General features: G+C 65.5%; 21 protein-coding genes and 1 pseudogene. 8 read left to right on the top strand and 14 right to left on the bottom strand.

Annotated features, from left to right (window positions below):
* Positions 1–12 precede the first annotated feature (12 nt).
* Both ACO05L_RS03400 and ACO05L_RS03395 read right to left on the bottom strand, forming a co-directional pair.
* Positions 13–330, bottom strand: coding sequence for a hypothetical protein (locus ACO05L_RS03400; RefSeq protein ID WP_421730769.1), 318 nt, complete (start codon positions 328–330; stop codon positions 13–15).
* An 861-nt stretch (positions 331–1191) separates the two neighbouring features.
* Positions 1192–2445 (bottom strand): tyrosine-type recombinase/integrase, encoded by a 1254-nt coding sequence (locus ACO05L_RS03395; protein WP_421730768.1) that lies wholly within the window; start codon positions 2443–2445, stop codon positions 1192–1194.
* Positions 2446–2784: 339 nt separating this feature from the next.
* Between ACO05L_RS03395 and ACO05L_RS03390 the strand changes: the two are divergent.
* Positions 2785–3033, top strand: a pseudogene (locus ACO05L_RS03390) (transposase); the annotation flags it as partial.
* A 50-nt stretch (positions 3034–3083) separates the two neighbouring features.
* Here ACO05L_RS03390 and ACO05L_RS03385 read toward each other — a convergent pair.
* From ACO05L_RS03385 to ACO05L_RS03360, 6 genes are all read right to left on the bottom strand, one after another.
* Complete coding sequence (locus ACO05L_RS03385) at positions 3084–3707, bottom strand: methyltransferase family protein (RefSeq protein ID WP_421730767.1); 624 nt, start codon at positions 3705–3707, stop codon at positions 3084–3086.
* Between the two features lie 61 nt (positions 3708–3768).
* Positions 3769–5163, bottom strand: a complete 1395-nt coding sequence (locus ACO05L_RS03380; RefSeq protein WP_421730766.1) for a sensor histidine kinase — start codon at positions 5161–5163, stop codon at positions 3769–3771.
* Entirely contained in the window at positions 5160–5834 is a 675-nt protein-coding gene (locus ACO05L_RS03375; protein WP_421730765.1) for a response regulator, read from the bottom strand. The genes ACO05L_RS03380 and ACO05L_RS03375 overlap by 4 nt, the downstream gene beginning before the upstream one ends.
* Entirely contained in the window at positions 5815–7347 is a 1533-nt protein-coding gene (locus ACO05L_RS03370; protein ID WP_421730764.1) for an ArnT family glycosyltransferase, read from the bottom strand. Before ACO05L_RS03370 ends, ACO05L_RS03375 begins: the two co-directional genes overlap by 20 nt.
* Positions 7348–7436: 89 nt before the next feature.
* On the bottom strand, positions 7437–7724 hold the full coding sequence (locus ACO05L_RS03365) for a lipid-A-disaccharide synthase N-terminal domain-containing protein (RefSeq protein WP_421730763.1): 288 nt from the start codon (positions 7722–7724) through the stop codon (positions 7437–7439).
* On the bottom strand, positions 7721–8479 hold the full coding sequence (locus ACO05L_RS03360) for a glycosyltransferase family 2 protein (RefSeq protein WP_421730762.1): 759 nt from the start codon (positions 8477–8479) through the stop codon (positions 7721–7723). Before ACO05L_RS03360 ends, ACO05L_RS03365 begins: the two co-directional genes overlap by 4 nt.
* A 256-nt stretch (positions 8480–8735) precedes the next feature.
* On the opposite strand from ACO05L_RS03360, the gene ACO05L_RS03355 reads away from it, so the two are divergent.
* Positions 8736–10358 (top strand): NAD(P)/FAD-dependent oxidoreductase, encoded by a 1623-nt coding sequence (locus ACO05L_RS03355; protein ID WP_421730761.1) that lies wholly within the window; start codon positions 8736–8738, stop codon positions 10356–10358.
* Between the two features lie 168 nt (positions 10359–10526).
* The gene (locus tag ACO05L_RS03350) at positions 10527–10832 is read left to right on the top strand and encodes a hypothetical protein (protein WP_421730760.1); all 306 of its coding nucleotides are present in this window, start codon (positions 10527–10529) and stop codon (positions 10830–10832) included.
* 76 nt (positions 10833–10908) lie between these two features.
* Here ACO05L_RS03350 and ACO05L_RS03345 read toward each other — a convergent pair whose 3' ends face one another.
* From ACO05L_RS03345 to ACO05L_RS03325, 5 genes are all read right to left on the bottom strand, one after another.
* The gene (locus tag ACO05L_RS03345; RefSeq protein WP_421730759.1) at positions 10909–11280 is read right to left on the bottom strand and encodes a hypothetical protein; all 372 of its coding nucleotides are present in this window, start codon (positions 11278–11280) and stop codon (positions 10909–10911) included.
* Positions 11281–11284: 4 nt separating this feature from the next.
* Positions 11285–12610 (bottom strand): homogentisate 1,2-dioxygenase, encoded by a 1326-nt coding sequence (gene hmgA, locus ACO05L_RS03340; protein WP_421730758.1) that lies wholly within the window; start codon positions 12608–12610, stop codon positions 11285–11287.
* Between the two features lie 133 nt (positions 12611–12743).
* Positions 12744–13865 carry an acyl-CoA dehydrogenase family protein gene (locus ACO05L_RS03335; protein ID WP_421730757.1) on the bottom strand — a complete coding sequence of 374 codons (1122 nt, stop codon included), beginning with the start codon at positions 13863–13865 and terminating at the stop codon, positions 12744–12746.
* A gap of 137 nt (positions 13866–14002) precedes the next feature.
* The gene (locus tag ACO05L_RS03330; protein ID WP_421730756.1) at positions 14003–15187 is read right to left on the bottom strand and encodes an acyl-CoA dehydrogenase family protein; all 1185 of its coding nucleotides are present in this window, start codon (positions 15185–15187) and stop codon (positions 14003–14005) included.
* A gap of 72 nt (positions 15188–15259) precedes the next feature.
* Entirely contained in the window at positions 15260–15514 is a 255-nt protein-coding gene (locus tag ACO05L_RS03325; RefSeq protein ID WP_013268338.1) for an Lrp/AsnC family transcriptional regulator, read from the bottom strand.
* A gap of 44 nt (positions 15515–15558) precedes the next feature.
* On the opposite strand from ACO05L_RS03325, the gene ACO05L_RS03320 reads away from it, so the two are divergent.
* From ACO05L_RS03320 to ACO05L_RS03305, 4 genes are all read left to right on the top strand, one after another.
* On the top strand, positions 15559–16395 hold the full coding sequence (locus ACO05L_RS03320) for an alpha/beta hydrolase (RefSeq protein ID WP_421730755.1): 837 nt from the start codon (positions 15559–15561) through the stop codon (positions 16393–16395).
* A gap of 83 nt (positions 16396–16478) precedes the next feature.
* Positions 16479–17150, top strand: a complete 672-nt coding sequence (locus ACO05L_RS03315; protein ID WP_421730754.1) for a bifunctional 4-hydroxy-2-oxoglutarate aldolase/2-dehydro-3-deoxy-phosphogluconate aldolase — start codon at positions 16479–16481, stop codon at positions 17148–17150.
* 1 nt (position 17151) lies between these two features.
* Complete coding sequence (locus ACO05L_RS03310; protein ID WP_421730753.1) at positions 17152–17577, top strand: hypothetical protein; 426 nt, start codon at positions 17152–17154, stop codon at positions 17575–17577.
* 104 nt (positions 17578–17681) lie between these two features.
* Positions 17682–17984: a GNAT family N-acetyltransferase gene (locus ACO05L_RS03305; protein WP_421730752.1), complete on the top strand. Its 303-nt coding sequence runs from the start codon at positions 17682–17684 to the stop codon at positions 17982–17984.
* Here ACO05L_RS03305 and ACO05L_RS03300 read toward each other — a convergent pair.
* Positions 17981–18970 carry an SDR family oxidoreductase gene (locus tag ACO05L_RS03300; protein WP_421730751.1) on the bottom strand — a complete coding sequence of 330 codons (990 nt, stop codon included), beginning with the start codon at positions 18968–18970 and terminating at the stop codon, positions 17981–17983. The genes ACO05L_RS03305 and ACO05L_RS03300 overlap by 4 nt on opposite strands.
* Before the next feature lie 138 nt (positions 18971–19108).
* Between ACO05L_RS03300 and ACO05L_RS03295 the strand changes: the two genes are divergently transcribed.
* Positions 19109–19738, top strand: a complete 630-nt coding sequence (locus ACO05L_RS03295; RefSeq protein ID WP_421730750.1) for a DUF4126 domain-containing protein — start codon at positions 19109–19111, stop codon at positions 19736–19738.

Here is a 19738-nt window from a genome sequence, read left to right as displayed (position 1 = left end):
CGGCTACGTTTATTAGGCTGCTAGCGGCAACTCAATCACGAATTCTTCGGTGTATACCCGTTCGTGTTGCGACCTAACGTGCATATCCACATCGCAGGGCGTTGAGCGTTTAAGCGCTTCGTCCAGAGAAATAGCGCATTCAACATGAACGGGCGCTATCCCCTTACGCTTCAGTAGCGCCCCGATTGAGGGAGCGATCATCTTGAAGACGTGTTCTTTGTCAGAGCCAGACAGCAGCAGGCCGGGAAGATCTGCGCTTGAAACTCGCATGCCGCCATCTTCACGTTCGTGAAACGTGACTGTCACCACCATAAACCGGGGGCTGGTCATTTCGCCCTCCATGGAAGCCCTTCTTTCAACATATAAGTCGCTGGTTAATTCGCTAATAACCGCGCTATGCGTCGCTTATGGTGACGCATATGGTCGTCAACGGTCAAGTGACAACGGTGTAAACCCCGCATAGTTTCCCACTGTGTGGGCTTTAAAGGGTGTTTGAGAGCTATTATCACGCAGGCTGGCGCTGCCAATACCCTTTCCACTGAGCGACACCGGCGCAGCCATCGTAGCGGCCACGATGTCGCCGAACTGGCCAGCGTTCGACTGGCGGCGGTTATCAAAATGCTCCATCCGTGGAGATTTCGCACTTGGACTACGCCGTTGCCAATCGGCGCCCCTGAGCGAGGCGATTTTTCAGCGTTGCAGGCGTCTGGGATGTCACAGCTGCTTTCAAATCTGGCCCCCACTCAAAGCCCCGCGCGGTCGCCCACTCTTTGGCAAAGGCCAAGCTTTCTTGCCGAAGGTGCTTGAGGGCGACCGTATCGGTCATGGGGCGGTGACTCGACGCTTTGATCCGATCGACCGCGTGGACAAGCGCCCGCAATCGCTCGTCCGGCCATGTTGTTGGCCGACCGCGCGTTGGCGGCTGCGACGTCAGGCCAGACATAATCGCTGTATCCGGCGCAAGAGACGGTAGAACCCCCATGCCGATAGAGTACCTCAATCCGGGCACGACAGCTGCCATCTGGGCAACCCGCCGAGCTAGCGCCCTATCGCCTTTCGGAACGGTGCCGCCGGTTGCTTCAATCAGGATTTTAGCGCGTCGGATCTGCTCACACCGCACACCCACGGGGCGCTTGCCTCTGGGAACTTTAATCGGTCTATCCCATTGGATCGGCCCCTCTTCAAAGCAGCTCACTTCCGCTCCCTCAAATGGCGACCCGTCGCGCTGGCCAAGGTCTGCAAGGCCTCATCCGTGTGATGGGCGTAGCGCTCAGTGGTCCGACTGTCGGTGTGTCCCAGCGCCCTGCCCACAAGAAACAGGCTGCCGCCCGCTGCCAACGCGAAGCTTGCGAAGCTGTGACGGAGGTCGTGCATACGAAGCCCAGACAGCCCTGCCCGCTCCTTCACCCGGTCCCAGGATCGGGCAACATTGCCGGTTGCGCTTGTCCCTGAAGTTGATGGAAATACGAATGACGAACCGGATCGCGTGAGCCCGGCAAGGACCGCAAGAGCCTCGTCGTTCAGGTGGATCCGGTGGACGCCCGTGCTCCCGCCGGTCTTGGTCCGTTCAGGCGGGAGGATTAGCTGACGCCGAGATTCATCGATCTCAGACCATTGCAGCCCAACGATCTCCCCGCGCCGGGCCCCAGTTAATAAGAGCAGCCGGAAAATTGCGGCGTGGTCCGACTTCAGTGCACCGTCCACGATCATCTCATCAAGCGTGTCCAACAGTCGGCGCGCTTCTTCCTGCGAGAGAAAGCGCTCCTTGGCGACGGCCTTTGGCAACCGCGCTGATGACGAGACCGGGTTCGCATCAACGAAACCTCGCTCCTTCGCCCAGGTGAACATCGACGATGCCGCCGCGCGGCTGCGCCGGGCAGCGCCCATGCCTCCTTTGGTCACCCCACCGCGCCCTTGCTTTTTGGGCGCAGCCGTCTTGCCGGCCGCTATGTCGGACACGGCGCTGGCGATGTCCGAAGGAGTGACATCGCGCGCCCTCTTCCGGATTAGCAAAGGCGCAACATGGAGACGGAGGTTCGCGGCGTCGGCGGCCCATGAGCTAGCGCGCTTTCCGGGCCGTTCAGCTGGTCCCTCGGTGATGTAGCGCTCCACCAGGTCCGGCACGAGCAGGTCCCTGCGCCTGGCCTGCTTCGCGGCCGCGACGTCATGGCCTTCGTTTGCCGCCACACGCGCCGCCGCCGCCAACTGCCTTGCTCGGTCCGCGGTCACTCCGCCGTCACCGGCCTTGGCCGCGTGCGTGCCCAGCGTCAGCCACGCCTGTTTGCCGTCCACTCTGTACTTGATGGCGTATACCCGCCGACCGGACGCATAGATGCGGATGCAGAATCCCGGGATTTCCCTATCCCAGATACGTGTCTCGCCGCTGGCCGGAACCGGCTCAGCATCGACCACGCTCTTCGTCAGCTTTCGCTTCTCCGCTACCAACGCCAGGGCCCTCCGCTACAACTCCGCTACCAGCATAGCAGGAATTCGTGGGATGTCGTGGTTAAAGCCCGTTAGCTCGCCGCCCTCCAAACCCTTATGGACATTACATTCCGGGGAGTGCAGGTTAGTCGAAGTTAGAAGGAGGAACAGGGATGCCGATCATTCGTAATGATGGGGTCAGGTGTTCGAGTCACCTAAGCGGTACCACTACTTTCCCTAGCATCGGACAACGGGAACGGCCCAAAGGGCGATAATCCCACCCCATACCTCATTCCCAAGCCAAGGCTCGATGATCGTCGGGTGTTGAGCAGCATCATTTTCGTCAACCGCAACGGGCTTCGCTGGCGTGACGCGGACGGGTTCAGGGATGCCCTTGGAGGCCAAGGGGATCACGCCTGCATCCCTGGTCGGAAATCCCGGACCGTGCCTGTCCGTTACGACAAGCGCCGGTACAAGAGCCGAAACCGCATAGAAATCATGTTCTGACGGCTCAAAGACTGGCGTCGCGTCGCCACCCGCTACCACCCATGCTCGACCGTCTTCCTGTCCGCCATCGCCCTCGTCGCGACCGTGCTGTTCTGGCTATGAGCCCTGAACCCTGAGCTCTGACCCTAAGCTGCTGGCGCGCCTATCAAGATTTAGGGGAGGTGTATCAAGGTCTGCAGCCAGCCGATGTCCTGCAGATGTTCGATGCCCTCGAAGATCGGAACGGCCAGCAGGAAGACCAACCCGTCCTTGATGGTCCGCAGGAAGAAGACCGGCTGCACCTCCAGCGTCTCGCGATCCCGCCACTGACTGAACTTTGGCCAGAAGCGCGGCGTGCGCCCAACATAGGCGGTATAGGTTTCCCCGAACGTGGCTGCCAGCCAGACCTCCTCGCGCTGCACCGTGGCCCGGAACACAAGCCATGCGATGACGACGAAGGCTACGGCGATCGCCAGGCTTCCTGTCTGAGCGCCGATGCCGAAAGCACCGAAGAAACTGAAGACATACAGTGGGTTCCGGCTGATTGAATAGGGGCCCATATCAACGATCTCGGCCTTCTTGCGCCCGCCGATATAAAGCGAGCACCATGCCCGCCCGACGATGCAGATGGCGATCGCCCCCAAACCGGCGAACTCCAGTCCCTGATGGAAGTCGGTCTCTCCGCCAAGGGACTGCGTGACCGCCGCAAAGGCGACGGCGCCCAGGATACAGGCGAACAGCACTGCTTTTCGAATGAGTTGAACCCTGTGCAGGGTGTCGGTAATCGACGGGGTCATAGCTGTTCCGGTGCGAAGAAGGGCCGAGCAGGGCCGGCAGGATATTCAGGCCTTCCGGCCATCAGTAATCGACAGGGGCGGGAAGCGTGGCGGCAGGCGGGTTCGCGAGACGCAGATTGACGGAGAAGACGCTGCCACCACCGGGACGATCGGCGACACCAACAGACCCCCCCAGTTGTTCGACGATCTGACGGACGATGGCGAGGCCCAGGCCCGAGCCGCTGCCGACGGGCCGATGACCGCGCTGGAACCGTTCGAAAAGTAGCCGCCTGTCCGCCTCGGCGACACCCTCACCGCGGTCCATGACGTCGAAACCGCCACTCGGCCGCGCCAAGATATCAATCGGGCCGGACCGGGTGTGGCGCAGGGCATTGTCGATCAGATTGGCGACCACGACCGTCAGGGCCGACGCATCGCCATAGACCATGATGGGCTTTCCGGATGCGACATCCAAAGCGATCTCGCGGCCCTGGCGCACGGCCAGTGGCGCGACCTCGGCGACGGCGTCCAACAGCAACCGCCCCAGATCCACCGGCGCCGCGCCGATGGGGCGTGCATCTAGCCGCGCGGCCTGAAGCAACTGATCCACGACGCGGTTGATCCGGTTCACGTCACCCTGCAGCGTCGCGCGGTCCTTCGTCGATTTCAGCCCCTCGACCCGGGCGGTCAGGATGGCCAATGGCGTGCGCAGCTCATGCGCCGCGTCAGCGGTGAAACGCTTTTCCGTGTCATAGGCCTGGGACAGTCGGGCGAGAGCCAGATTGACCGCATGAACGAGGGATACGACCTCGCTGGGCAAGCCATCGACAGGCAGAGGGTTGGCCCGTTCGCCAGGCGCCAGGGCGGCGGCAGCGGCGGACACGCGATCAACGCGGCGGAACAGCACCGTCAGCGTCAGATAGACGACACCGAGAACCGTCAGCAGCAGGGGCAGGGTCAGCAGGAGGCTGGCTTCGGCGAAGTCGTAGGCGATGCTGTCCGCCAGCACGTCGTCCTTCAACTGGTCCTGGGCTACGACGACCTGATAGGCGCCGACATCGCGGGCATAGGCCAGCCAGGATCCCCCGTCGATCGGAGCGACGAGGAAGCGCGTGTCCGAAGGATGGCGCATGCCGCCTAGCAATGCCTCCGCCCGCGACGATGACTGAGCGACGATCCGCCCGGAGCCATCTCGGACGATGAACATGAAGTCGTCTCCAGCACGACGATAGGCCGAAGCGAGATCGAGCGGCATGGGTTTGACGGTGCCCTGGGGCGTGATCAGGGCCTCCCCGACAACGACCGCCTGCTGCTGGATCGCCATTTCTGTCAGGTTGTCGATCTGAAGCCGGGCGTTGAACAGGATGAACAGCAGCGGACCCAGGATGGCGACCACGGCCAGGACGGACAGCCGCATGGCCAGCCGCCGCTTAAGGGACCAGGGACGGGCCTGCACGTCGTGTGCCGGAGAACTCATCTGACGGGTTCCATCAGATAGCCGATCCCGCGAAGGGTCTGGATCTGGGGGGATGCGCCCGAAGTGTTCAATCGGCGGCGCAGGCGGTGGACCAGAACCTCGACTGCATTGGACTCCAGCTCTTCGCCAAAGCCGTAGAGGGCGCTTTCGATCGACGGTTTGGTGATGACCCGGCCAAGCTTTCGCAGGAACAGTTCCAGCAGCGCACCCTCGCGTCGAGAGATGGTCAGAGGATGGTCGGCCACGGTGACGATACGGGTCGCCAGATCCAGAGCCACGTCGCCATTGGCCAGAATCGGATCGCGGATCGCACTTGGCCGCCGCAGGATGGTCCACAACCGGGCGACCAGTTCGGCCATATGAAAAGGCTTCAGCACATAGTCGTCGGCGCCGACCTGAAGACCGTCTATCCGGTCCTCGACCGCGTCGCGTGCGGTCAGCATCAGAACAGGCGTCCCGTCGTTGTTACGCCGCAACTGACGCAGGAAATCCATGCCGTCGCCATCTGGAAGGCGGCGATCCAGAACCACGACATCGTAGGCTCCCGCTCGCGTCGCGGCGTCGGCGTCGGCAATGGTCGCGACGCCATCGACGACAAAACCCGCATTACGAAGGCCCGCCAGCAGCAGAGCTGCTAGTTCGGCCTCGTCCTCAACGAGAAGCAGACGCATCGCGCGGCTCCACAGGCGAACTCGACGCCGCCGTCCACACGCCTAGCATGCCTCCGCGATAGGGATGAAGTTCGACCGGGGTCGCCTCCAGCGCGGGGGAGTGTCGCCAGGCCTGGACGACCACGCCGTCGGAATGGGACGCCATCCAGTCGCGGGCGGCCTCCGGCGCGATCACCGTTACCGGCCGATCCAGACGGGCGGCATAGCCGTATTCCCCGGCATAGGAGCCGACCACGGCGACCTCCTTTTCGTTGATGCCGGAGGCCAGATACGGCGTGACCCAGGACGCGTCGTAAAGCGCCAGCCCCCCCAACACCGCCAGCGTGTGCAGGCCGGTGAAGATCGACGCAACGGCCGCCGCAGCCGCAGTCGCGGGCATGGCCCTGAGCTTCCACACGATCACGCTCAAAATCATGGTGACCAGCCCGCCGATCGCGAACGGATAGGGCGGCCAAGTCTCGTGCAGCAGGTCCAGCGGATAGATCAGGACCAGCAGGGCGCCCACAAGAAAGGTCGCAACGCCGAACGCCGGTTCAGGCAGGGCGCGCCGTCGCGCCATCAGCAGAGCGAGCCCAATCGCGAGGGAGGGGATGGCGGGTGCGACGTAGTGGACCTGTTTGCCGGAGACCAGGCTGAACAGGATTACCGTGCCACCGGCGGCGATCCAGACGAGGCGATTCAGCCGCGATCCAGGTTCGCGAGACCGGTCGAGAAGCGCGATCCAAAGGTTCCGACTCAGACTCCACGGCAGCAGCAAGAGCGGGGCCAGCGCCAGATAGTACCAGACGGGCCGGGCGTGATCGAAGGCATTGACCATCCGCCCGGTCGTCTGCCCCCAGAGAATGGCCCGGGCGAAGTCGGGACCACCGGCGTGCGCGGCTGGCAGCGCCCAAGCCAGGCCGATTCCAATTCCAATCGCCAAGGCGGCGATGACCCCGACGTACCAGACCGCCCAGTTCTGGCGACGCGCGGTCCAAAGAGGCGCCAGCAGGGCGGCTGGCATTAGATGGATCAGGCCGGCAGGCCCCTTGATGAGCAGGCCCGCGCCGATCATCAATCCAAACAGGCCAAAACCCGCGAGCCTGCGACCGTCCGCGGCGATGAACAGGCCGATCAGCCCCGCAAGACACGCAGCCGTCAGCATAGCGTCGAACATTACCAAGGTGCCGGACACGACGAAGACCAGAAAACCGACGGCGATCAGAGCCGCCTGGTCGCCCGTCGCCTTGCCGCCGATCATCCCGCCTAGTCTTGCCGTCAACCAGACCGAGATCGGCAGGAAGGCTGCGGGCACGAGACGCGCGACAAAAGCGTGCTCGCCAAACGCGCCCCAGGCCAGGTTAATCAGCCAGAACAGCATCGGCGGCTTGTGGCTATAGGCCTCGCCATTCAGGTGCGGCACCAGCCAGTCATGCGATTGACGCATCTCCCAGGCGACAGTCAGGTATCGGGTCTCATCGACCGGAATGAGCGGCCGTAAGGCGATGGCGGCCACGACGAAAATTGTCGCCAAACCTACGGCCCCTATCAGCGCGCCTCGCCGGACGACGACGCTCCGCAGCAGGCCAAGAGATAGGGTCGGGTTCGGAAACGAGGCCAGGCTCATACGGTCACCAGTCCCCGACCCTGTTCCGTGGTCTTCTTCAGATGCAGGTGAAGGTTCCGCGCATAGACCGCGAGCCCGGCCGCCTGCCCGGCGACGAAGATGGGATCACGACGATGGACCGCATAGATCAGCAGCGCCGTGCCGCCGAGCAGCGACAGGTACCAGAAGGCTATCGGCAGCACGCTGCGGCCCGAGCGCTCGCTGGCGAGCCACTGCACCAGGAAGCGGCCCGAGAACAGCGCCTGTCCGGCAACACCCAGAAGCATCCAGACTGAAACCGTCACAGGTCCACCAGTTCGGGTGTCGCACGACGGGTCTGCAGCCAGGCGACGCCTGCCAGATCGACGACACCCGCGCTCAGCCGATCCCAGGTGCCATATTTCGATGCGCCGGTGTCGCGGGGGCGATGGTTGACATCTATGGCCGCGACCTCGAACCCCTCGCGCTGCACCAGGGCCGGCAGGAAGCGATGCATGTGATTGAAATACGGTAGCCCGAGGAAGACTTCTCGGTCGATGACTTTCAGTCCGCACGCCGAGTCGCGCGCGCCGTCGTGCAGTATCCAGCCGCGGATGGCGTTGGCGAAGCGGGAGCTGAAGCGTTTGGCGAAACTGTCCTGGCGACGCGCTCGGCGGCCAGTCACCAGCCGAACGCCGGATTCCCGGCTGAGCCGCCCATAGGCCTGGAGCAGGCGGGGGATGTCCGCAGGATCGTTCTGGCCATCACCGTCAAGGGTAACGATCAGGTCGCCGAGCGCGGCCCTGACGCCGGTACGAACCGCGGCGCTTTGGCCATGGTTGCGCCGGTGCTGGAGAATCGACAGACGGGGCTCGTCGCGGGTCAGCGCCTGAAGAATGGTCACCGTGTGATCGCTGGACCCGTCGTCAACGACCACGATCTCGTAAGCCGGGTCTGGGCCCAACACAGCGCTGATTTCTCGCACCAGCCGGCCAATGGCCAACTCTTCATCCATCACCGCAATGACGATGCTGACGGAGGGATCGCGCAAACGATCGCGAGGGTTTTCCGTGAACGCCATGACAAAACTCCGGACGTGCATTGCGGCACGACTCGTCGTTTCGGCAGTCAAACTTACGGCAACCTTACAACCTCAGTCGGCCGGAAGCTGACCTCAACCTAGTCGATGGCCGTTACAAGGATGCTCGTTCTGGTTTCGCCTAGCGCCCGCATCAAGGCGCAAAGGCGCATCCGCTTGGGCGTCGCGTGCGGGCTGGCGCGCAGCGGACTTGATCTTGCCTCATGCGTTTGGCGTCGCGAGTGGTTACAAGGCGCCGATGTTGCGCCTTTCAGAACTCAAGCTGCCGCTCGACCATACGCCGGAGGCCTTGCCCGCCGCGATCGCCGCCCGTCTGGGCGTGCAGCCGCGAGATCTCATCTCCTGGTCGATCTGGAAGCGCGCGCATGATGCGCGACGCAAGTCGGCGATCCTGAAGGTCTACATCCTCGACGTCGAGGTCAGAGACGAGGCCGCGGTGCTGGCCCGGTTCGCGAACGACGCCCACATAAGGCCGACGCCCGACGTGGACTATCGTCCGGTCGCTGTCGCGCCCGAGGGCGGGCTCAAGCCTGGGCGCCTGCGTCCGGTCGTGATCGGAGCGGGGCCTTGTGGTCTGTTCGCAGGGCTGATCCTGGCCGAGATGGGCCTCAAACCGATCATCCTCGACCGCGGCAAGGTGGTGCGGGAACGGACCAAGGACACCTGGGAACTGTGGCGCAAGGGCAAGCTGCATCCGGAATCCAACGTGCAATACGGCGAGGGCGGCGCGGGCACCTTTTCCGACGGCAAGCTCTACAGCCAGATCAAGGATCCGCGCTTCCTGGCCCGCAAGGTGCTGACCGAGTTCGTCGCAGCCGGCGCGCCCGAGGAAATCCTCACCGAGGCCCACCCCCACATCGGCACCTTCCGTCTGGTGACCATGGTCGAGGCCATGCGCGAGAAGATCGAGGCCCTGGGCGGCGAGTACCGCTTCGAGCATCGGGTCACCGACATCGACCTGGACAAGGGCGCCATTCGAGGCGTGCGCCTGCACACCGGAAAGACGCTGGAGGCCGATCATGTGGTCTTCGCCATCGGCCATTCGTCGCGCGACACCTTCGAGACCCTGTATGAGCGCGGCGTCCATATCGAGGCCAAGCCGTTCTCGATCGGCTTCCGCATCGAGCATCCGCAATCCTGGATCGACCAGGCGATGTTCGGCCCTTGCGCCGGCCACCCCGACCTGGGCGCGGCGGCCTACACGCTGTCGCATCACTGCAGCAACGGGCGCACCGTCTATAGCTTCTGCATGTGCCCGGGCGGCACGGTGGTGGCGGCGACCAGCGAGCCCGGCCGCGTCGTGACCAACGGCATGAGCCAGTATTCGCGCAATGAGCGCAACGCCAACTCCGGCTTCGTGGTCGGCATCTCGCCGCAGGATTACGGCAGCGATCACCCGCTGGCGGGCATCGAACTGCAACGGGATCTGGAGACCCGCGCCTATGCGGCCGGCGGCGGCGACTATTTCGCGCCGGGTCAGTTGGTCGGCGACTTTATGGCCGGCCGCGCCTCGACCGAACTGGGAGAGGTCGTGCCCAGCTACAAGCCGGGCGTACGCCCGACCGATCTGGCGCCCCTGATGCCCGACTATGTGATCGCCGCGATGCGCGAGGCCCTGCCCGTCTTTGGCAGAAAGATCGCCCGTTATGACGACGCACAGGCGGTTCTGACGGGCGTCGAGACCCGCAGTTCGTCCCCGGTCCGCATGACACGCGGCGCCGACTTCCAGAGCCTGAACGTGCGCGGCCTGTTCCCGGCCGGCGAAGGCGCCGGCTATGCGGGCGGCATCCTGTCGGCCGCAGTCGACGGCATCAAGGTAGCCGAAGCCGTCGCCCGATCTATGCTCGAAACGGCGGCCTAATCCGCCCCCGGATCGCGCCCCCCTTCCCAAAAGGGGCAGACCCGCAGGGCTGATGCCGGGGTTCCGCCGCCCTTGCAGGTCAGCGGGGAGAACACATTCGATCACGACGGCGTGAACCCTTTTCAATCGGCGGCGTTGATCCGTCTCCACCAGGAAGGGACTGTATTCATGCGTAAACTGATCACCGCCACCGCCGCCGTCTTCATGCTGGCCGGCGTCGCCGCCTGCGGCGAATCCGCTGCTGACAAGGCCGCCGAGAAGCAGGCTGACGCCATCGAGGCGCAAGGCGAGGCCACGGCCGATAGCCTGGAAGCCCAGGCCGCCGCCACCCCGAACGAGGCCCAGGAAAAGGCCCTCAACGACCAGGCTGACCGCGTCGAACACAACGCCGACCGCGCCGCCGACCGGGTCGAGCAACAGGCCGGCAACGCCGATGGCGGCATGACCACCTCGAACACGCCGACGACCAACTAAGACGTCATCGGTCGAATAAACGAAGGCCCCCGTCGCGGATCGCGGCGGGGGCCTTTTGTCATCTGCTGGGTGGACCTCAGTCGACGCAGAGGGTGTGTTCGACCTTGCCGTCCTTGATCGTGGTGTGACAGCCGAAGCGGCTGCTGTCGGCGGTGCATTGGCCGACGGCCTCGGCGCCGGCCTCGGGGCGTTTCTCGTCGGCGGTGCGGCAGTCGCCCTGGCACTGGTCGTTGTCGGTGCACGCGCGGCCCGCATCGGCGAACAGGATGATGCACTGTTCGGACTGCATCCGACCGACGCGTCGGATTTCACCGCCTCGCGCAGCGCAGGACGCGGCATCGACGCTCTGGCCCGGAACGGCGGGGTCGGGCGCCGTGGCGTCAACGCCCGCCATCGGCGTGCAGGCCGAGGCCATCAGGGCCGCGGCCGCCAAAATCAGGGTGCGCATAAGGTCAGTCTCCGGCCTGGTTCGAGACGTCGCCCTTTGCGAATCCGGTCCAGACGTCATCGTAATCCAGCTGCATCGTCGGGGTTTCCTGCGCCCATTTCGTGACACGGATCGGCATCCGCGTCTCGAACATGAAGGCCAGGGTGTTCTCGATCTTGTGCGGCTTCAGCTCAGCCTTGATCGCCCCGTCATAGGAGGCCTGGTCGGGGCCGTGGCCGCTCATGCAGTTGTGCAGCGAGGCGCCGCCGGGTGCAAACCCGCCCGCCTTGGCGTCGTATTCGCCAGTCACCAGCCCCATGAACTCGCTCATCACGTTCCTGTGGAACCAGGGCGGGCGGAAGGTCTGCTCGGCCACCATCCAGCGCGGCGGAAAGATCACGAAGTCCATATTGGCCGTCCCCGGCGTGTCGCTGGGCGAGGTCAGGACGGTGAAGATCGACGGGTCCGGGTGGTCGTAGCTGACCGTGTTGATCGTGTTGAATCGCGCGGTGTCATATCGGTACGGCGCGTTGTTTCCGTGCCAGGCGACCACGTCCAGCGGCGAGTGATCGAAGGTGGTGACCCACAGTTGGCCCCCGTATTTCTGGATACATTCAGTCGGCCGATCCACGTCCTCGAAGGCGGCGACCGGGGTCTCGAAATCGCGCGGATTGGCCAGGCCGTTCGAGCCGATCGGCCCCAGGTCGGGCAGGCGCAGCAGAGCGCCATAGTTCTCGCAGACATAGCCGCGAATGACGCCCTCGCACTCGACGCGGAACCGCACGCCGCGCGGGATGACGACCACATGGCCGGGCTCCGCCTCGATCCGCCCCATCTCGGTGACGAACAGATGCCGGCCCTCCTGCGGCACGATCAACAGTTCGCCATCGGCGCAATAGAAGACGCGATCCGTCATCGGACGATTGGCGGCATACAGGTGGATGCCGGTTCCGACGCCCGCCTCGGGGTCGCCATTGCCGCCATAGGTCACCAGCCCCTCGACCCAGTCGGTCGGGGTCGCGGGCGCCGGCAGGGGATCCCAGCGCATCCGGTTGGGATTGGGCGGGCTCTCGGTGAACGGCCCGGAACGGACCAGACTCGCCTTCTGGCCCTGTGCGAACGGAACGTAGGCCGGGTGCTGGGCCGAGGGCCGCAGTCGGTAGAGCCAGGACCGCCGGTTCTCGCTGCGCGGGGCGGTGAAGGCCGTGCCGGACAGCTGTTCGGCATAGAGGCCCATCGGCGTCTTCTGCGGCGAGTTCTGTCCCACCGGCAGAGCGCCGGGGACGGCCTCGGTGGCGAAATGATTGCCGAAACCGGACTGATAGAGGGTCGCGTTGGATCGGCTCGTCATGGTGCGTTTTCTCCCAGGCCAGCCTTAACCCGTCCCAAAGCCGCCGTGAAGTCGCGCGACGGACGCTCAAGCCGCCCCGCTCGGCCCGGATCGGAAGAAAAATATTCCAACGACCCCGCTCCTGACTCGGCCCTTAGTAGCCCTGCGCCCGCGCCAGCTTCTCCTGGTGGAAGGCGGCGTCGCCCAGCAGTTCATTCAAGACCCGCACTCGCTTCATGAACAGGCCGACGTCGAACGCGTCGGTCATGCCGACGCCGCCGTGCATCTGCACCGCCTCCTGCACCGCCAGTTCGGCGACGCGCCCGGCCTTGGCCTTGGCGACCGAGACAGCCAGGCCTTGTGGGTCCTTGCCCGCGTCCAGCCTTTGCAGCGCGCCGATCACTGCGGCGCGCGCCAATTCGATCTCGGTGAATAGATGCGCCGCCCGATGTTGCAGGGCCTGGAACTCGCCGATCAACTTGCCGAACTGCTTGCGGGTACGCAGATACTCCAGCGTCACCTGAAACGCTTGGTCGCCCGCGCCGGTCAGGGACGCCGCCGCGCAGGCCCGGCCCAGATTCAGCGCGCCTTCCAGCAGGGCCTCTCCGCCATCGACCGACCCGATTACCGCGCCCGCATCGACCGCGACATCGGTCAGAACGATACGCGCGGCGTTGTGGCCATCCACCATCATGGTGCGTTCGATCTCGACGCCGGCGGCCTTGGGATCGACCAGGAACAGGGTCAGGCCGTTGTCGGTTCGGGCGGCCACGATCAGGGCGTCGGCGACATGGCCGTCCAGCACAAAGCCCTTGGCGCCATTGAGCTTGAACCCATTGCCTGATCGTTCGGCGGTGGTGGCGATGGCGGCGGGGCGGTGCTTGGCGCCCTCATCGACCGCAAGCGAAAGGATAGCCTGGCCCGCCGCGATCCTGGGCAACCAGGCCGCCTGTTGGTCGGCCGAGCCTGCATCCGCCAAAACCTTCGCCGAAAGCACGCCCGATCCCATGAAGGGCGACGGCGTCAGGGTCCGGCCCAGGGCCTCGGCCACCACTCCCGCCTCGACGGCGCCCAGACCCGAGCCGCCGTGTTCCTCGGGGATGATGACGCCCGCGAACCCCATCTCGCCGAACGCCTTCCACAGGTCGCGCGACAGGCCATCGGGATCGCGCTCGTCGCGCAGCTTGCGGAAATGAGCGATGGGCGCATTTTCGCTCAGAAAGCCGTCGGCGGCTTCCTTCAGCATCGTCTGTTCTTCGGTCAGGATCAGCGGCATCTTGGTTCTTCCTCTCCCGTCATGGTCGGCCTCGTGCCGACCATCCAGACTCCCGGCTTCGAGAGGGGGCGCACAGCGGCGGACGACGGTGTTTCTGGATCCTCGCCACAGGGGCGAGGATGACGATCAAGGGGTGGCTAGGCCCCCGGCAGTTGCAGCAGATGTTTGGCCAGGATGTTCAGCTGAATCTCGCTGGTCCCGCCCTCGATGGAGTTGGCCTTGGTGCGCAGCCAGTCGCGGGCCGCGCCGCCCTTGTGCGAGCGCTCGCTTTCCCACTCCAGAGCGTCCGAACCGCCCGCGGCCATGGCCAGTTCGTGCCGGCGCTTGTTCAGCTCCGAGCCGTAATATTTCAGCATCGAGGCGATGGCCGGCGAGACCTGCCTGGCCTTCACCTGATCCCCGACCCGCTCCATCGACAGCTGGAAGGCCGCAAGGTCGACTTCCAGCTCGGCGATCCGGGCACGGAGCATCGGGTCGTCCAGACGCCCGTCCGCTCCCACCCCGACACTGTCGCCCGCCACCTGACCCATGGGCCGGCCGCCGCCGATCATGCCCATGCCGCCGATCATGGTGCGTTCGTGGGCCAAGAGGGCCTTGGCCACGTCCCAGCCCCGGTTCAGCGTCCCCACCAGATTGGCCTTCTCCACCCGCACGTCGTCGAAGAAGGTCTCGCAGAAGGGCGACTTGCCCGAAATCAGGGTGATCGGCTTGGTCGTGACGCCCGGCGTCGCCATGTCGAACAGGACGAAGGAAATTCCCAGATGCTTGGGCGCCTCGGGATCGGTCCGCACTAGGCAGAAGATCCAGTCGGCCTTGTCGGCATAGGAGGTCCAGACCTTCTGGCCATTGACGATCCAGTGGTCGCCTTCATCGACGGCGCGGGTCTGCACCCCGGCCAGATCGGACCCCGCGCCGGGCTCGGAATAGCCCTGGCACCAGCGGATCTCGCCGCGCACGATCTCGGGCAGGAAGCGCTTCTTCTGCTCTTCGGTCCCGAACTGCAAAAGCGCCGGACCCAGCATCCAGATGCCGAAGCTCGACAACGGCATCTGGGCGTCGATGCGGCGCATCTCGGAGGCCAGCACCTTGGCCTCCTCGCGGCTCAGGCCCCCGCCGCCGTATTCGGTCGGCCATTCCGGCGCCGTCCAGCCGCGCGCGCCCATGACCTCCATCCAGCGCCTGTGCGCCGGGGTCTTGAAGGTCGGATTGCGCCCGCCCCAGACGCGGTCCTCGTCACTGTCCAGCGGGCCACGGCACTCGGTCGGGCAGTTCGCCTCCAGCCAGGCGCGCGTCTCGGCGCGGAAGGTCTCAAGATCAGCCATGTCGCGTATTCCCGCGTTTCCTCTGCGGAGAGGATTAGCAGGGTTTCAGCGGTGACGTAGCGTCACCAAACATCACTTCGACGGCAGGAAGGGCGAGAAGGTGATCACCGTGAAGGTGTCGCGGATGTGCGGACGGGTCTGGACGGACTTGGTCACGAAGGTGCCGATGTCCATCTCCTTGGGCAGCTGGAACTTGGCCAGCAGGTCGTACTGGCCCGAGGTGGAATAGACCTCGGAGACGTTCTCGACATTGTCCACCATGTCGGCGGCCACGTCGTTGGCGTGACCCAGCTCGCATTTGATGAAGACGAAGATGGCGGTCATCATGGCGTTCGTTCCCGTATGTTGCGGGTGTCGTAGCGGATGCGTGCGTGACCCGTAAGACCCCCTCCTCTCCAGACGCCAGCCTGGAAGCCCAGTACAACAACCGCGCCGCCGTGCCCGACCACCCCGCCGTCTTGGCGCGCTGGAAGGCCGAGGCCGAGGCAGCCCGCGCCGCCCATCCGCCGCTGGCCCTCCGCTATGGCCCTGGCGAGCGCGAGGTCATCGACCTGTTCGAGGCCGCGCCCGCCGCCGATCAGGACCACGCCCCCGTCGTCGTCTTCATCCACGGCGGATACTGGCAGGCGCTGGATCCGTCCTGGTTCAGCTGGATCGCGCCGGCCTTTCTGTCCCAAGGGATCAGCGTCGCCGTCCCCGGCTATGACCTGTGTCCCCATGTGCGGCTGGGCCGGATCGTGGCCCAGATGCGCGAGGTGACCACCCTGCTGCGCGCCCGCACCGGGGTCCGCCCCATCGTCACGGGACATTCCGCTGGCGGCCACCTGTCGGCCTGCATGCTCAGCGAGGGCAAGGCCTCGGCGGCGCTGGCCATCTCCGGGGTCTTCGATCTAAGGCCGCTAGTGCAGACCTCGCTGAACGACGCCCTGAGGCTGGACACGAACGGCGCCGCCGCCCTGTCGCCCCTCTTCTGGCCCCCGCCCAACGGCGGCGCGCCCGGCGGGACCGAACTGGACTGTTTCGTCGGCGGCGCCGAGACCGCCGAGTTCATCCGCCAGAGCCGCGACATGGCCGAGCATTGGGGCGCGAAAGGCGCCGACACCCGCTTCGAGGCGCTGGACGGGCTGAACCATTTCACCGTCCTGGACCCGCTGGCCGACCCCGACAGCGGGCTGGTGAAGCGGATCGTCGAACTGGCGCGGGCCTAGGGCGAAACAATAAGTTCCGGGACCGCCGGCTTCGCATCCCCCTTGCGCTGCGATAGACAAACCCACGATCCGGAGATGACTGCATGACCCACGACCGCCTCAGCGTGCTGAACGCCCTGCAACACCAGGGCGTGGCCCCGGTCTTCTATCATTCGGACCCCGAGACCTGCCTTGAAGTCATCCGCGCCTGCTACCGCGGCGGCGTCCGCGCCATCGAGTTCACCAACCGCGGCGACTTCGCCTGCGACCTGTTCGGCGACCTGGCCAAGGAGCTTCAGCGCACCGACCCCGACATCATCATGGGCATCGGCTCGGTGATCGACGCGGGCACCGCCTCCCTGTTCCTGAACCGGGGCGCGCGCTTCGTGGTCAGCCCCTGCCTGGTCCCCGACGTGGCCCGGGTCTGCAACCGGCGCATGACGGCCTACTTCCCCGGCTGCGGCTCGGTGCGCGACATCGGCGAGGCGCATGAACTGGGCGTCGAGATCGTCAAGCTGTTCCCTGGCGCCAGCGTCGGCGGCCCCGACTTCGTCAAGGCGGTGCTGGGCCCCATGCCCTGGACCAAGATCATGCCCACGGGCGGCGTCGACCCCGACGAGGCCTCCATCGCCAAATGGTTCGGCGCGGGCATCGTGGCGGCGGGCATGGGCTCCAAGCTGATCACCGACGCCGCCGTGCGCGACAAGGACTGGGCCGGGATCGAGGCTCAGGTCAGGAAGACCGTCGAGGCCATCGCCGCCTTCCGGGCCAAGTAGGATGCCCCAGGACCTGCGAAGGCTCGCGGATCTGCCCGGCGTTGACGACCTTGAGCTGAAGGCGCTGATGAAGCCGCGCTTCGCCGATCCCGACATGCCCGAGGGTCGCGACGAGATCGACGCCCTTTCGTTGGCCATCTTCGGCCTGTCGCTGGACGACGCCGAGGCCACGCCGCTGCCCGCCGACTGGGACAAGGCCCACACCTGGCCCGCCGCCGATCAGGCCGAGGCCTTCGAAGCCGAGGGCTGGGATGTCACCGACAAGAAGAGGAAGCCCCTGCGCCTGCTGCCGATCCTCAGCCTGCCGTTGTGGCTGGCCGTGCGCGGCGTCGCCGGAACCCTGCCCTTCCACGCCGAGCCGGACGTGAAGGAAACCGACTGGGGCTCGGGCCTGGCTGCCGAGGCCGCGCGCTTCCGCAAACGCTAGGGATCACGACCGCCGTTTTTCGGTCCGGTGCGGAACGACCATCGGCTCTGTCGGTTGGCCTACATAGCGTCCGCCTCAACCCTGCCGATCCGATGAGACCGTCCATGACCGACTTTCGAGATGTCGTCGCCCAGCAGCGCTTTGAACAGGGTTTCACCGACCCCGACGGTCAGACACGCACGGTCTGGGCCGACTATTCCGTGCAGAAGATCGAGGGCGGCGGCGAGCGCCTCGCCATCCTGCACGTCGAGGCCGAGGATGAGTTGCGCGGCACGGGCGCGGCCGGCAAGTTCATGCAGAGCCTGGCCGATCACGCCCGCGCCGAACGCCTGACCCTGGCGCCGCGCTGCAGCTATGCGGTCGCCTGGTTCAAGCGCCACCGCGACTATGAGGACGTGCTGGGCTAGCCGCCTGAATAGCCGCCGATGATGGGCAGCACCTCGCCCGTGATGAAACTCGACATCTGAGGCGAGGCCAGAAAGACGTAGGCCGGCGCGATCTCCTCGGGCTGGGCCGGGCGTTTCATCACCGTCTGAGAGCCGAACTGGGCGACCTGGTCCGCCTGCTTGTCGGCGGGATTCAGCGGCGTCCAGACAGGGCCGGGCGCCACGACGTTCACCCGGATGCCGCGCGGCGCCAGATGGGTGCCCAGCGAGCGCGCATAGGCGTGGATGCCGCCCTTGGTCAGGGAATAGTCGAGCAGGTCCTTGTTGCCCTGAAGCCCCGTCACCGACCCCGTCATGACGATGGCCCCGCCGGTCTTCATGTGCGGGACCGCCGCCTTGGTCAGGTTGAAATAGCCATAGAGGTTGGTCTTCAGCGTCCGGTCGAAATGCTCGTAGGTCAGATCCTCGAAGGCCTCGACATGTTCCTGAAATGCCGCGTTGGGCACCACGACATCCAGCCGGCCAAAGGCGTCGAGCGTGGCCTTCACCGCCATCTCGGAAAAGGCGGGATCGGCTACGTCGCCCTTGAGCACGATGGCCCTGCGCCCTTCGGCCTCAATGGCCTTCTTGGTGTCTTCGGCGTCGCCGTCCTCATCGAGGTGACAGACGGCGACGTCGCAGCCCTCGCGCGCGAACAGCACCGCCACGGCCCGCCCGATGCCGGAATCGGCGCCTGTGATCAGGGCGGCGAACCCCTCCAGCTTGCCCGACCCCTTCCAGAAGGGGGCGTCATACATGGGCGCAGGATCCAGAGCCGCCTCGTCGCCGGGCTTGGTCTGGTGCTGTTTGGGGAAGGGCGGCTCAGGATACCGGCGAGCGCCGGCCTGGACCGCCCCGCCTGATTTGTCGCCGGATGCTTCGCCGTCGGCCTTGTCGTCGATGACCTTCTGGATCGCGCGTTCGTTCTCGGCGATGTTCTCTGCGGCGGCGGTGAAGCGGTCGGACATGGGCGGCCCTCTGGAAAAACTGCGGGCCAGAACAGCGGCCTGCATCGTCGCCGGTTCCTAAGTCCATTGGCGGACGCACCGATCCGAACCATGATCCGTCAAACGACTTGGCGCGTTGACCCGTAAAGGAGGCCGTTCATGCCGATCGATTCCCTGCCGGACCTGGGCGCCTCTGCGGGGGTGTTACAGACCTGGATCCTGCCCGCCCTGCTGGGGTTGGGTCTCGCCTCGGCGACCGGGCTGCGCACCTTCATGCCATTGCTGATGCTGGCCATCGCGGCGCGGTTCGGCCTGTTCGGGATCAGTTTGAACGAGCAGATGGGCTGGCTGGTCTCGACCCCGGCCATCGCCGCACTGGGCGTCGCTGCGGTGGTGGAGTTCGCGGGCGACAAGATCCCGGTGCTGGATCACGGCCTCAGCGCCATGGGCGTCTTCATCCGCCCCATCGCGGGCGCCGTCGCCGCCGCCAGTGTCTTTGCAGGGCTGGATCCGACCACCGCCGCCATCGCCGGGGTGATCGTCGGCGCGCCCACGGCCCTGGCCTTCAACGCAGCGCAAGGGGGAACACGTCTAGCCTCGACGGCGACGACCGGCGGGCTGGGCAATCCCATCCTGTCCTTCATCGAGGACGTGCTGAGCTTCTTTACGGTTCTGCTGGCCTTCGTCGCGCCGATCCTGATCCCCATCGCCATGATCTTGGTGGCGGTGCTGGTCTTCCGTCTGGCCAACCGGCTGCGCGGCCGAGCCGAGGACGTTCCGTCCTTCTAG

The organism is Brevundimonas sp., assembly GCF_965227765.1.
Taxonomy (GTDB): domain Bacteria; phylum Pseudomonadota; class Alphaproteobacteria; order Caulobacterales; family Caulobacteraceae; genus Brevundimonas.
Note: the sequence above shows the minus strand (reverse complement) of the source record. Positions and strands in the feature narration are given on the sequence as shown.

Coding starts and splice junctions, on each gene's coding strand:
- ACO05L_RS03375 (WP_421730765.1), bottom strand. CDS start 5,834: ATGCGTCTGCTTCTCGTTGAGGACGAGGCCGAACTAGCAGCTCTGCTG.
- ACO05L_RS03385 (WP_421730767.1), bottom strand. CDS start 3,707: ATGACCCCGTCGATTACCGACACCCTGCACAGGGTTCAACTCATTCGA.
- ACO05L_RS03350 (WP_421730760.1), top strand. CDS start 10,527: ATGCGTAAACTGATCACCGCCACCGCCGCCGTCTTCATGCTGGCCGGC.
- ACO05L_RS03305 (WP_421730752.1), top strand. CDS start 17,682: ATGACCGACTTTCGAGATGTCGTCGCCCAGCAGCGCTTTGAACAGGGT.
- ACO05L_RS03345 (WP_421730759.1), bottom strand. CDS start 11,280: ATGCGCACCCTGATTTTGGCGGCCGCGGCCCTGATGGCCTCGGCCTGC.
- hmgA (WP_421730758.1), bottom strand. CDS start 12,610: ATGACGAGCCGATCCAACGCGACCCTCTATCAGTCCGGTTTCGGCAAT.
- ACO05L_RS03400 (WP_421730769.1), bottom strand. CDS start 330: ATGACCAGCCCCCGGTTTATGGTGGTGACAGTCACGTTTCACGAACGT.
- ACO05L_RS03315 (WP_421730754.1), top strand. CDS start 16,479: ATGACCCACGACCGCCTCAGCGTGCTGAACGCCCTGCAACACCAGGGC.
- ACO05L_RS03330 (WP_421730756.1), bottom strand. CDS start 15,187: ATGGCTGATCTTGAGACCTTCCGCGCCGAGACGCGCGCCTGGCTGGAG.
- ACO05L_RS03295 (WP_421730750.1), top strand. CDS start 19,109: ATGCCGATCGATTCCCTGCCGGACCTGGGCGCCTCTGCGGGGGTGTTA.
- ACO05L_RS03380 (WP_421730766.1), bottom strand. CDS start 5,163: ATGAGTTCTCCGGCACACGACGTGCAGGCCCGTCCCTGGTCCCTTAAG.
- ACO05L_RS03325 (WP_013268338.1), bottom strand. CDS start 15,514: ATGATGACCGCCATCTTCGTCTTCATCAAATGCGAGCTGGGTCACGCC.
- ACO05L_RS03335 (WP_421730757.1), bottom strand. CDS start 13,865: ATGCCGCTGATCCTGACCGAAGAACAGACGATGCTGAAGGAAGCCGCC.
- ACO05L_RS03360 (WP_421730762.1), bottom strand. CDS start 8,479: ATGGCGTTCACGGAAAACCCTCGCGATCGTTTGCGCGATCCCTCCGTC.
- ACO05L_RS03300 (WP_421730751.1), bottom strand. CDS start 18,970: ATGTCCGACCGCTTCACCGCCGCCGCAGAGAACATCGCCGAGAACGAA.
- ACO05L_RS03355 (WP_421730761.1), top strand. CDS start 8,736: ATGTTGCGCCTTTCAGAACTCAAGCTGCCGCTCGACCATACGCCGGAG.
- ACO05L_RS03310 (WP_421730753.1), top strand. CDS start 17,152: ATGCCCCAGGACCTGCGAAGGCTCGCGGATCTGCCCGGCGTTGACGAC.